The 11,295-nt window shown below is 57.6% G+C and carries 12 protein-coding genes; 6 read left to right on the plus strand and 6 right to left on the minus strand.

The genetic code is table 11. The features are described 5' to 3' along the window. Positions 1 to 5: 5 nt before the first annotated feature. Entirely contained in the window at positions 6 to 806 is an 801-nt protein-coding gene (dkgB, locus tag ACS92L_RS07220) for a 2,5-didehydrogluconate reductase DkgB (RefSeq protein ID WP_438768089.1), read from the minus strand. Between the two features lie 293 nt (positions 807 to 1,099). On the opposite strand from dkgB, the gene lpxO reads away from it, so the two are divergent. The 5 genes from lpxO (at position 1,100) to ACS92L_RS07245 (ending at position 5,939) form a co-directional block, all read left to right on the plus strand. After that, positions 1,100 to 1,996 (plus strand): lipid A hydroxylase LpxO, encoded by an 897-nt coding sequence (lpxO, locus tag ACS92L_RS07225; RefSeq protein ID WP_438768091.1) that lies wholly within the window; start codon positions 1,100 to 1,102, stop codon positions 1,994 to 1,996. Positions 1,997 to 2,079: 83 nt separating this feature from the next. Beyond that, a complete protein-coding gene (locus ACS92L_RS07230) occupies positions 2,080 to 2,727 on the plus strand; it encodes a 4'-phosphopantetheinyl transferase family protein (RefSeq protein WP_438768093.1) in 648 nt (215 codons plus the stop codon). Positions 2,728 to 2,848: 121 nt separating this feature from the next. Continuing rightward, positions 2,849 to 4,063, plus strand: a complete 1,215-nt coding sequence (locus tag ACS92L_RS07235; RefSeq protein WP_438768094.1) for a putative DNA modification/repair radical SAM protein — start codon at positions 2,849 to 2,851, stop codon at positions 4,061 to 4,063. Between the two features lie 13 nt (positions 4,064 to 4,076). After that, a complete protein-coding gene (locus tag ACS92L_RS07240; protein WP_438768096.1) occupies positions 4,077 to 4,961 on the plus strand; it encodes a TIGR03915 family putative DNA repair protein in 885 nt (294 codons plus the stop codon). A gap of 102 nt (positions 4,962 to 5,063) precedes the next feature. Then, positions 5,064 to 5,939: an AEC family transporter gene (locus ACS92L_RS07245; RefSeq protein ID WP_438768098.1), complete on the plus strand. Its 876-nt coding sequence runs from the start codon at positions 5,064 to 5,066 to the stop codon at positions 5,937 to 5,939. Positions 5,940 to 6,017: 78 nt separating this feature from the next. On the opposite strand, the gene ACS92L_RS07250 is transcribed toward ACS92L_RS07245, so the two are convergent. From ACS92L_RS07250 to fghA, 4 genes are all read right to left on the minus strand, one after another. Beyond that, complete coding sequence (locus tag ACS92L_RS07250) at positions 6,018 to 7,505, minus strand: sugar porter family MFS transporter (RefSeq protein WP_438768099.1); 1,488 nt, start codon at positions 7,503 to 7,505, stop codon at positions 6,018 to 6,020. Positions 7,506 to 7,677: 172 nt separating this feature from the next. Further along, entirely contained in the window at positions 7,678 to 8,061 is a 384-nt protein-coding gene (locus ACS92L_RS07255) for a DUF4168 domain-containing protein (RefSeq protein WP_115852726.1), read from the minus strand. Between the two features lie 151 nt (positions 8,062 to 8,212). Then, on the minus strand, positions 8,213 to 8,905 hold the full coding sequence (gene mtgA, locus ACS92L_RS07260) for a monofunctional biosynthetic peptidoglycan transglycosylase (RefSeq protein WP_438768101.1): 693 nt from the start codon (positions 8,903 to 8,905) through the stop codon (positions 8,213 to 8,215). 183 nt (positions 8,906 to 9,088) lie between these two features. Further along, entirely contained in the window at positions 9,089 to 9,943 is an 855-nt protein-coding gene (fghA, locus tag ACS92L_RS07265) for an S-formylglutathione hydrolase (protein WP_438768103.1), read from the minus strand. On the opposite strand from fghA, the gene ACS92L_RS07270 reads away from it, so the two are divergent. Further along, entirely contained in the window at positions 9,942 to 10,259 is a 318-nt protein-coding gene (locus tag ACS92L_RS07270; protein WP_438768105.1) for a hypothetical protein, read from the plus strand. The two genes, fghA and ACS92L_RS07270, sit on opposite strands and share 2 nt — an antisense overlap. 28 nt (positions 10,260 to 10,287) lie before the next feature. Here ACS92L_RS07270 and ACS92L_RS07275 read toward each other — a convergent pair whose 3' ends face one another. Further along, positions 10,288 to 11,028 carry a Crp/Fnr family transcriptional regulator gene (locus ACS92L_RS07275; protein ID WP_438768106.1) on the minus strand — a complete coding sequence of 247 codons (741 nt, stop codon included), beginning with the start codon at positions 11,026 to 11,028 and terminating at the stop codon, positions 10,288 to 10,290. Between the last annotated feature and the right edge of the window lie 267 nt (positions 11,029 to 11,295).

Genomic DNA, 11,295 nt, shown 5'->3' on the forward strand with positions numbered 1-11,295 from the left:
AGACATCACTCATCCCAGACCGGCGCAAAGGAAGGGTTGGCAATGCGTTCTCCGCGATCAAGGGCATTGATGCGCTCGATCTCGTTATTGCTCAGCGAAACCTTCATGGCGTCCAGATTGGACTGCTGGTGCGCGCGCTTCGTTGAGGAAGGAATCACCACAATATCGCGTGCCGCCACCCACGCCAGCGCAATCTGGGCCGGTGTCACGTCATGGTCATCAGCAATACGTTTGAGCGTGTCATCTTCCATGACCTTGCCTACCGCCAGCGGCATATAGCCTGTGACCCTGACACCCTTCTCCCTGCAATGTTCGACCAGTGCCTTGTTGGCCAGAAAGGGATGCACTTCGATCTGATTGGTGACGATCTGGTCGCCCCCTTCAACCCCGAGCACCTCATCCAGCTGGGCCATGGTGAAGTTGGAAACACCGATGTTACGGGTCAGGCCACGTGATTTTGCCTCGGCCAGTGCGCCGATGGACTCGGCCACCGGCACTTCATTATCCGGCGAGGGCCAGTGCAGCAACACCAGATCCACATAATCGGTGCCAAGCCTTTCCAGACTCTCTTCAAGGCTTTTGATCAGATCGTCGTGATAGAAGCGATCCGTCCAGATCTTGGTGGTCAAAAAGATCTCGTCGCGCGCCACACCGCTGTCAGCGATGGCCTGGCCCACCTCGGCCTCGTTGCCGTACACCTGCGCGGTATCGATATGTCGATATCCCAGCTCGAGCGCCGTGGTCACCGAATCGATAACCTCCTGCCCCTTGAGTCGATAGGTACCCAGACCAATATCGGGAATCATGTGACCTCCTGTCAGTTGACGCTTGAAAGCGTCTGGTAACGGACTCACGACCAGCGGCCGTGAACGTTTGATATCCACATACTGACATTAGGCCCTGCGACGCTGCTTTCAAGTCGTTAGCCTGCAAATCATATCGACAGAGGCATCGATCAGAGGCATGATCGACCCTGTTCGATGAGACCGTCAGACTTCCATAATGACACCCTTTCGCGGACATGCGAGACTGCGCCGCCAGTTGACAAGCCAATACCATCGCCGAGCCTACCGGCGATCATCCCGGAAAAGAGATCGCTATGATCAAATGGACAATCGTGGCCCTGATCGTGGCCAGTATTCTTTATGTGCATTTTCGTGGCCGTGTTCGTCACAAGCCCTTTCGCCAGCTGTCGGATCATTCCAGTTTCATGGCGCCCATTAACGGCTTCATGTATCTGTTTTCGAAGGTCCCGGACCGTCCCTACCATCGCGCCGAGGACTTTCCGGACATTGCGGCCCTGACATCGCGCTGGGAAGAAATTCGCGACGAGGCTCTGGCGCTTGAAGACCACATCAAGGGCTCGGCCAAAAAGGACGATGCCGGATTCAACTCGTTTTTCCGCCGCGGCTGGAAGCGCTTTTATCTCAAATGGTATGGCGACAGCCACGAGTCAGCCCGTCAGCTCTGTCCACGCACAACCGAGATTCTGGCCGGCATTCCCGGCGTCAAGGCCGCCATGTTTGCCGAGCTGCCTGCCGGCAGCAAACTGATGAAACATCGTGACCCCTATGCCGGCTCGATTCGCTACCACCTGGGGCTGCGCACGCCCAACGATGATCGTTGCCGCATCAACGTGGACGGCATCGACTACAGCTGGCGCGACGGTGAAGCGGTGCTCTTTGACGAGACCTTCATCCACTACGCCCAGAACGATACCGAGCAAAATCGCCTGATTCTGTTCTGCGACATCGAGCGCCCCATGAAGTATCGCTGGGCCGCGGCGGTCAATCGCTGGTTCAGTCGCAACGTTATGGCGGCCGCTGCCTCGCCCAACGATGAAAACGATCATACCGGCGGGCTCAACCGCGCCTTCAAGTACATCTACAAGGTTCGGGAAGCGGGCAAGCGGCTTAAAAAGAAGAACAAGACGCTGTACTACGTGGTCAAATGGCTGATCTTCGGCGGTATCATCGTCGGTCTGCTGTCACTGTAACGCTGCCTGCCATGTCTGATGCCATCGCGCCCCCACACTTATGCTGGCCCTTTATCTCTTCGGCCAGCGGGGCGCGACTGAGCATGACCTCCTTTGAAGTTCAACGCTTTGACGACAGCGCCTTTGCCGCCTGGGACATGGCGCTGCCGGAGAACCTCACCCGCGCTGTTACCAAGCGTCGCGCCGAATATCTGGCCGGCAGGGTCTGCGCCCGTCACGCCCTCGCCGCACTCGATATTCATGTCAGCGCCCTGCCAAGCCTTGCCGACCGCCGGGTCGACTGGCCGGTACCGGCCCGGGGTGCCATTACCCATGCGCACGATCTTGCCGCCGCGCTGGTCAGTACTGCGCCGATTCATCAGGGTGTGGGAGTGGATGCCGAGCGCTGGCTGACACCTGAGCGCGCCGACTATCTCGCCGCCTCGATTCTGACCCCGCGCGAGCATCAGGCCATCCAGGCCTTCACGTTTGAGCAGCGCGCACGCGTGATCACGTTGACCTTCTCGCTCAAGGAGAGCCTTTTCAAGGCGCTCTACCCCCTGACCGGTACGCGCTTTTATTTCCACGACGCCTTTATCGAAGAGATCGACCCCACCCTCTCACCGGGTCGATGCACGCTGGTACTCAACTGCATGCTCAGCGAGGCCTGGCAGCCCGGCGCCCGGCTGATCGGTGATTTTGCCGACATGAATGATCATGCACTGACCGCCGTCATGACCGGTGTCTCATGACCCTCGCTCGGCCTACAGACCGATAACACCGTTCATGCCACTGCCGACAGGATGAATGCAATTCAGTTGTTGTTGGCGCTCGTCATCTATACTGTATACAAATACAGTTAAAGGAGCGCCCATGCAGCTCACCGACAAGCTGATCGTTCTGGCCGATGCCGCCAAATATGATGCCTCGTGCGCCAGCAGCGGCGCGCCCAAACGCTCGTCAAAGGGCCAGAAAGGACTGGGCGCGACCAACGGCAATGGTATCTGCCACAGCTTTACGCCGGATGGCCGCTGTGTGGCGCTGCTCAAGATACTGATGACCAATTTCTGTTTGTATGACTGTCAGTACTGCATCAACCGACGCTCAAGCAACGTGCCCAGAGCGCGTTTCAGCGTGGATGAAATCGTGCGGCTGACGCTCGATTTCTATCGCCGCAATCTGATCAGCGGACTTTTTTTAAGCTCCGGTATCATCCGCTCCAACGACTACACCATGGAGGCGCTGGTCCGGGTAGCCCGCACGCTGCGCGTCGAGCATCAGTTTCGTGGCTATATCCATCTCAAGACCATTCCCGATGCGTCGCCGGATCTGATCCGTCAGGCCGGACTGTATGCCGACCGACTCAGCGTCAACGTCGAGCTGCCCACAAGCCAGAGCCTGAACCGGCTGGCGCCCGAAAAAAGCGACATCACCATTCGCCACGCCATGTCGACCATTCGTGACGGTCTGGACGAGGCGACTGCCGAACCCAAAGCGCCGCGCTTCTCCCCAGGCGGACAAAGCACCCAGATGATCGTGGGAGCTGACGACACCGACGACCACACCATTCTGGGCAACGTTCAGTCGCTGTACGGCGATTACCGCCTCAAGCGGGTTTACTATTCGGCTTTTTCGCCCATTCCCGAGAGTCCGTCATCGGTACCGCTGATCGCGCCGCCGCTTTTGCGGGAACACCGCCTCTACCAGGCCGACTTCCTGATTCGCGGCTACGGCTTTCGCGCCGACGAACTGCTGGCAGGTCCCGGCAATCTGTCACTGGATATCGATCCCAAGCTGGCCTGGGCGCTCAACCATCGTGAGCTCTTTCCCATCGATCTGGACCGCGCCGACATGTACATGATTGCTCGGGTACCGGGCATTGGCATCACCAGCGCGCGGCGCATCGAGACCCTGCGTCGTGAACGCCGCATTCGCTATACCGACCTGACCCGGCTGGGCTGTTCGATGAAAAAACTGGCGCCCTTTATCACCACCCAGGATTATCGCCCGCGTCAGGCCGGACTGGAACGACAGGCCTTGCTGGCTCAGATGCAGACGTCTGCCCCGGCGCAGATGGCGCTGCTCTAGCCTCAAGGGAGCCATGATGACAATGTACACCCTCCACATGACACAAGCGGATTTTGCCTGCTGGCGCAACCATGCGCGCCGATTGCTCGCGGCACGCGTTTCTCCCGGAGAAGTGCTCTGGCAAAGCGAGGCGTCGGCAGGTGATCTGTTTGCCAGCAATGATACGGACCTGCCGCCACCCGGCGAGGACCCGCTGGCGCTGAAGCTTTCAAGACAGGATCTGCGTCGACTCGAGTGCGCGTCACATTATTGGCCGTCGCATCATCAGGAGTGTCGCTGGGCACTGCTTTATCGAGTGGTCTGGCGACTGGCGCAGGGAGAAGGCGAGGCGCTGCTGGCCGGTGACCGCGACGGCGCCGTCATCGAGCAGCGTGTCAAGGCCGTCAATCATGAAGTGCATCACATTCACGCCTTTTTACGCTTTCACCCACAGCCTGCCAACACCGAACAACAGCATGCGCCCGAGTTCATTGCCTGGTTTGAGCCCCGCCACGATGTGCTGGAGGCCGCCGCCCGACACTTCATCGATCGGATGGGGCAGCACCGCTGGCTGATCATGACGCCCGAGGGCACCATCGTCTGCGATGGCCGGCAGTGGCATATCGAATGCCCCGAATCCGGCGCCTTTACCGTGCAGGATTATCAGGCGCTGGCAGAAATGACAGAGGACGCCGAGGATCTCTGGCTTGCCTACTACGCCAGCACCTTTAACCCGGCCCGTCTTAATGAAAAAACAATGGTGCGCTGCATGCCGTCGCGCTTCTGGCGTCACATGCCCGAGCGGGTCCTGATCACCGGTCTGATCAGCCATGCCCGCCACGGTGCGCAGCAGCTCGGTCAGGACAGCCGACTTGCCACCCGCCGTGGCCGGACCATTGCGTTGCCCGACAGGTTTTGATACCAGAGCTTTTCATACTCGGGATGACTTGCAAGCAACGGTAGAATGCCGGGAGAATATATAGACTATCGTCTAACGATCTCCCTGCCCTCAAGGTTTCTCATGTTTGCTCAACTTCTGGCGGTCATGATGCCCATCATGATCGGTGCCGGCGTCGGCTATTTCTGGGTGCGCTTTCGACAGCCCTACCCGACAGGCTTTGTCACCAAACTGGTTTTCAACGTGGGCACGCCGTGCCTGATCATCAACGCCCTGTCGGACACCCATGTCGAGCTCTCGGCATTTTCGCGCATGGCCGGCGCCACGCTGCTGTGTCTGCTGGCGCTACTGCTGGTCGGGCTTGTCGTCTCACGCGTCTCTCGCATTCACTGGAAAGTCATTCTTCCGCCGGTGCTGTTCCCCAATACCGGCAATATGGGTCTGCCGCTGGCGATGTATGCCTTTGGTGAGGGCCAGGGGTTTTCGCTGGCCATTGCCGTGTTTGTCATTGTTTCCATCGCCCAGTTCGTGGTGGGCAGCATTACCAGCAGTTCGCGCCCGGTCAAAAGCATGCTGACCAACCCCACCATTCATGCCAGCATCATTGCCATTGTGCTGATGGCTTATCAGATTACGCTGCCGGCGTGGATGGCCAACAGCATCGAACTTCTGGCAGGCATGACCATTCCCATCATGCTGATCACGCTCGGGGTGGCGCTGGCCAGTATTCGCGCCCGCAACCTGTCGGCCGGTCTGGCCTTCGCCCTCGGCCGGGTGGTCGTTGCCGGGCTGATCGCTCAGGGTGTGGGGCTTTTGCTGGGACTCAATGAAGAAACGCGCGGTATTTTGATGGTCATGATGTGCATGCCGATTGCCGTCTATAACTATCTTTTCGCACAAAAGGCCGGCCGCTCCCCCGAGTTTGTCGCCAGTCTGGTCATGTGCTCGACGCTGACCTCGTTTATCTATCTGCCGCTGATGCTGATGTGGGTCATCTAGCGCCCTGAATAACGTTTTTTCAATACGAAAAAGGGCCCCACCAAAGTGGGGCCCTTTTTATCGCATCATGGGTACGGATCAGGCCGTTTGGCCCTGCTCTTCACTATACTGCGAGAAGTTTTTGACCCGCCCCTGACGGAATTTTTCGCCCATGAGGGTTTCCATGGACTCCAGCGGCACGCCCTTCGTCTCCGGTACAAAGCGCCAGACGATGAACAGGCTGCCAAGCGTAATGACGCCAAAGAGCCAGAACGGGAAGGCGCCGTTGAACACGTCGTTGAGCCACTCGCTGCCGCGCATCATCGGGAAGGTCTGCGCGACGATAAAGCCGGCGGTCCACTGAGCCCCCATGGCAAGCGCCATGCCGGATTCACGAATGGCGTTGGGGAAGATTTCCGACAGCAGCGCCCAGCTGCAGCACCCCCAGGAGATGGCATAGCCCGTGACGTATACCATGATGGCGATCATGGCAGTGTAACCCTGTACGTCGAACCAGAACACGGTCCCCAGCACGGCCATGCTTACAATACAGGCCAGTGAACCGATGGTCAGAAGCTGAACGCGTCCGACGCGGTCGATCAGATACATGCCCGCCAGATTGCCCACTATGAAGATCAATCCGATATAGCCCGTTTGCAACAGCGCGCTGCCGGTGCTGTCGGTCACCCCCGAGAGCACGGTCGGAGCGTAATACATCACCACATTGATGCCGGAGAGCTGCTGCGCGGCGGATAGAAATATGCCGACCAGCGCAATGCCCATCATGACCGGCTTTCTGAGTGCACTGCGCGAGCTGCGCTTTTCCTGGCGAAGCTGGCGATTCATGGCGCGACGACCGGAGGATTTGCCCTCATCGAGGGAGTTGCGCACTTCCTCGACCATCGGGTCGATATCCTTTTTGGCCGTGAACTTTGCCAGGATCTTTCGAGCACGCTCTGGCTGACCGTGCATGATGCACCAGCGCGGCGACTCGGGAACCAGAAAAAGCAGCGCCCCAAAAAGGATGGCCGGAATGGCCTCGGAACCCAGCATCCAGCGCCAGCCGTAGTTATCAAGCCAGGACTGGGCCACATCGCGAGCGATAAAGTAGTTCACGAAAAAAACGATCGTCTGTCCGACCACAAGGGATTGCTGAAACATGCTCAGCGTACGGCCACGCCAGTGTTGCGGTGCCAGCTCGCCCATGTACATGGGCGACACCACACTGGCGATACCCACGGCCACACCGCCAACCAATCGCAGGATGATATAAAACCAGAAGGTCGGCGCCAGTGCCGACCCAAGCGCCGAAATCAGAAACAGTACCGCCGCCGTCATCATGGTCATGCGACGCCCCAGGATGTTGGCCAGATACCCGGCCCCCAGCGCACCAACAATGCTGCCGATGACAACGCTCGATACTGCCCAGCCCTTCATGGTGGGCGATAGATCAAAATAGGTAGTAATGGAATCGATGGCACCTGAAATCACGGCCGTGTCATAGCCGAAAAGGATGCCACCCAGTGCTGCCACAAGGCAGATGGAAAGTATGTAGCCTATACCGCTGGAGGCCTTTTGATCCGTCATATACGTCCGTCTTCATCCCTGAATGTCACCAGCCTTTTGCTGGTCTTAAGTTACCAGGGGTGAGACTTTAGTAGATAATTACAGTTTGCTCTAACCATGAGTGTAAAAACGCATTGTCAGGCATAAAAAAAGCCGCTTCCGGGGAAGCGGCCTTCATGGTTCGGCGAGAGGCTTACTGCTGTTGCTGCGCCATCTGCTGAACCTTTTGCATCATCTGAGGATCGTTCTGGACGGCCTGACCAATCTGGTTGAACTGCTCAACTTCCAGATCGTTGTCCTGGACGGCCTGAACCATTTTCTGATTGGCCTCTTCGCGGATGCTCTGCTGAGCATCGGCATCGTCAGCACCCTGCAGCTGCTGGGTGTAATCCTGAGAGATGCCTGCAATTTCCTGAGAAGCAGAGGCAAAGTTCTGCAGCTGGTCATCGCTGAAATTCTGTGACTGCTGCTGGCCCTGGGCACCCTGAGCCGGCTGCTCTTGAGCGGCAAGTGCTGGCGTGGCAGCGAGGCCGGTGGCGACCAGCGATGCGGAAACAACTGCGGCAAAACGTTTCATGAACATCCTCCTGACTTACCTTTGCTTTTCAATGCATGCGTACTGTCATTATGACGCCGCAAGACAAATTAAGTTCAACTGACTTTGTTACTGCATGTAATTAATTTTAAAGGCTTTATTGCCTGCCCCGTCACATCCGCGGCCCAACCCACTATAGACGCTGTAAAAAGCGTGTGCCGCCCAGCTGTCTCATTTGCTGTCTCACCCAGGCACTGCGCTGCGCCACGCGGGCACTCGGCGCGATCGGGCTCCAGCCGCGCGGATTGGGCAGGATAGCAGCAAGCCGGGCGGCCTGGTCTGCCGTGATCTGGCTGGCGCCGATGCCGTAATAGTGCTGGGCGGCCGCTTCCAGCCCGAACACACCTCGATCCCACTCCACAACGTTGAGATAGACCTCCAGAATGCGCTCCTTGGGCCATATCAGTTCGATCAAAAGCGTAAACCAGACTTCAAGGCCCTTGCGGAGCCAGCTGCGATCCGACCATAAAAAGACATTCTTGGCCGTCTGCTGGCTGATGGTGCTGGCCCCGCGCAGGCTTTTGCCCTGCTTCCAGGCCTGAATCGCGGCATGCACCTGATCCAGATCAAACCCGTAATGATAGGGAAACTTCTGATCCTCGGCGGCGATGACGGCAAGCTTTGCCTGATCGGACAGCGAACGCCACGGCGTCCAGTGGTATTGAAGGCTCATGGGGTCGCGATCGATAAGCGAGACGGCCTTGCGCTCCAGCATGACCATCGAACCGGGCAGCGGCACGAAACGAAACAGCGTGACCAGCAGTATTGAAAGCACGATGGCTCCCAGAAAGATTTTCACGCACCATCGCAGCAGCTGTCCGATCAATGCCCTTGTCCTTTATTGCCTGCCGTGGCGCTCGCTTGCCGTATCGCTCGGCGTCGCCGGATTATCGTTAAAAACACAGGTTACACGCCGCCGGCCCGGGATGCCTTCTCAATATGGCGATGGCCCATAAGCCTTCGGGGCTCGCAAGCGAGCCCCGAAGACATCTGACCGTGACGTTCGTGGTTACGCCTGATCAGCAAACAGATGATGCGCGTGATATTCCAGGTGGTCATCGATGAAGCTTGCCACGAAGAAATAGCTGTGGTCATAGCCTTCATGACGACGCAGCTTCAACGAGACGCCCTGAATATGACACGCCTTTTCCAGATGATCGGGCTTGAGCTGTTCGGTCAGAAACTGATCGTTCTCCCCCTGATCGACAAGCATGGGCTGTTTGGAAGCCCCGGCAAGCACCAGCTCACAGGCATCCCAATCCGACCACTCGGCACGATCATCGCCCAGATAATGGCTGAAGGCCTTTTCGCCCCAGGGGCAGTCCATCGGATTCACCACCGGTGAAAAGGCCGAGACACTGGCATAGCGGCCGGGCTGTTTCAGCGCACAGATCAACGCGCCGTGACCGCCCATGGAATGGCCGCTGATGGCTTCACGCTCGCTGATGGGAAAATGTTCACGCACCAGCGAGGGCAGCTCATCCGTCACGTAGTCATACATGTGATAGTGCCGGCGCCAGGGCGCCTGTCCGGCATTAAGATAAAAGCCCGCTCCCGAGCCAAAATCGTAGCTTTCATGCTCGCCCGGCAGGTCGGTGCCTCGCGGACTGGTGTCCGGACACACGATGGCCATGCCCAGTCTGGCGGCCATTTTCTGGGCACCGGCCTTTTGCATGAAGTTTTCATCGTTACAGGTCAGTCCGGACAGCCACCAGAGTACCGGTACGGAGCCTTGTTCTGCCTGCGGAGGTAAAAAGATGCCAAAGGTCATGTCGCAATCAAGCACCTGCGAGCGATGGCTGAAGCGCTTGACCCACCCTCCATGGCTTCGGGTGGCGCTCAACTGTTCGATGGACTGCGTCATGATGGTCTCCACTGAAGGTTTGTCACTGGCACAAGCCACTTCCATTCTGGTCAAAAACAGCCTGATATGCCTGTCGATAGACAACGCCCGATACCGGCAAGCGTCGAATATCAATCTGTCGCCGCAGTATAGTGAGCCACGCCGGCAGGCAACAGCAACCGATGAGAGAATCAGACAGGTATGGCGAACCTCTGGCCGCAATCGCCTGCCCCGGCAACGTCGGAGCATCAATGGTGTTGGCGGATACCAGACAAAGAAAGCATGGCTGCAGCGAGCAGACCATGCTTTTTTTGATCGAAAGGCTTCAGGTAGCTGAGGACAAGATGGCTTTGCGTGTCACCCCTTCAGCGCAGGGCGTTACTGCCCTTTCCGGACAGTCGCAAAAGTTCACCGAGACTATCGCCGAGATAGATGTCCGAAAAGTTGGCCACATCATAAAAGGCCTTCAGGTCCGGAATCTCGATTCGATTGCGCTCACGATACAAAAGCCCTTCTTCACGAAGCTCGGAGAAGGTACGGCTGATGTGAACGGCCGAAAGCCCCAGAACATCGGCCAGCACCTGCTGTGAAAGCGGCAGGTTGAATCGGTGCGTGATGTTCGGGGAGCTCCTGCTTAAACGCAGATGCATTTCGCAGATGAAGTGGGCCACTTTTTCACGCGCACTGCGTCGTCCCATGTTGACCAGCCGTTCCGCCATGATGGCCTGCTGCTGTCCTGCCAGCGAAAACAGTATCGTGGTCAGATTCGGCGACGTTTTAAAAATGTCTGTCAGGCTCTTGAGTGGAAAGCGACAGATCACCCCTTCTGTCAGCATGGCCACCGACGTCAGATGACGCCGGGGCGAAAAATCGCTCAGCCCGACAAGATCTCCCGGCAAAAAGATATGCAGGATCTGGCGGGTACCATCATCCATCAGCCGATATGAACACGCCCAGCCTTCGCTGAGAACACACAGGGTATCCGCGGGATGGTTTTCTTCCCATAGCATCTGGGCATTCGATACGGTCTGAGGCGTCTTTTCCAGCGCTGCCAGAAGCTCGGCTTCTGTCTCATCAAGCGCACAGTAATATTTGAAGTTACGCACCAGGCAGCGATCCCTGTCCAACGTGGCATGCACCCCTGAATAGCGTTAAAAAGCCATTCCTTATTATAGTAATAATTGATGCATTACCGTCCAAAGATAGGCGCTATTGTTGGACGAATCGCTTCTGCATGCCGCTAACCTGGATTATGCAAACAGTAAAAAATCAATCATTTAGAGGAAAAGACAGGGGTATTCCCCGGTGCCGGCCATCATTTGGCACAACCGCTCGGCGCGGTCGCGTCCCTGTTTAAAACAGGGCCTTTCGGC

It is taken from the genome of Kushneria halocnemicola, from assembly GCF_965650455.1.
GTDB lineage: Bacteria > Pseudomonadota > Gammaproteobacteria > Pseudomonadales > Halomonadaceae > Kushneria.

Coding starts and splice junctions, on each gene's coding strand:
- lpxO (WP_438768091.1), top strand. CDS start 1,100: ATGATCAAATGGACAATCGTGGCCCTGATCGTGGCCAGTATTCTTTAT.
- ACS92L_RS07250 (WP_438768099.1), bottom strand. CDS start 7,505: ATGACGGATCAAAAGGCCTCCAGCGGTATAGGCTACATACTTTCCATC.
- ACS92L_RS07270 (WP_438768105.1), top strand. CDS start 9,942: ATGATGGTCTCCACTGAAGGTTTGTCACTGGCACAAGCCACTTCCATT.
- ACS92L_RS07240 (WP_438768096.1), top strand. CDS start 4,077: ATGATGACAATGTACACCCTCCACATGACACAAGCGGATTTTGCCTGC.
- ACS92L_RS07230 (WP_438768093.1), top strand. CDS start 2,080: ATGACCTCCTTTGAAGTTCAACGCTTTGACGACAGCGCCTTTGCCGCC.
- ACS92L_RS07235 (WP_438768094.1), top strand. CDS start 2,849: ATGCAGCTCACCGACAAGCTGATCGTTCTGGCCGATGCCGCCAAATAT.
- fghA (WP_438768103.1), bottom strand. CDS start 9,943: ATGACGCAGTCCATCGAACAGTTGAGCGCCACCCGAAGCCATGGAGGG.
- ACS92L_RS07245 (WP_438768098.1), top strand. CDS start 5,064: ATGTTTGCTCAACTTCTGGCGGTCATGATGCCCATCATGATCGGTGCC.
- dkgB (WP_438768089.1), bottom strand. CDS start 806: ATGATTCCCGATATTGGTCTGGGTACCTATCGACTCAAGGGGCAGGAG.
- ACS92L_RS07255 (WP_115852726.1), bottom strand. CDS start 8,061: ATGAAACGTTTTGCCGCAGTTGTTTCCGCATCGCTGGTCGCCACCGGC.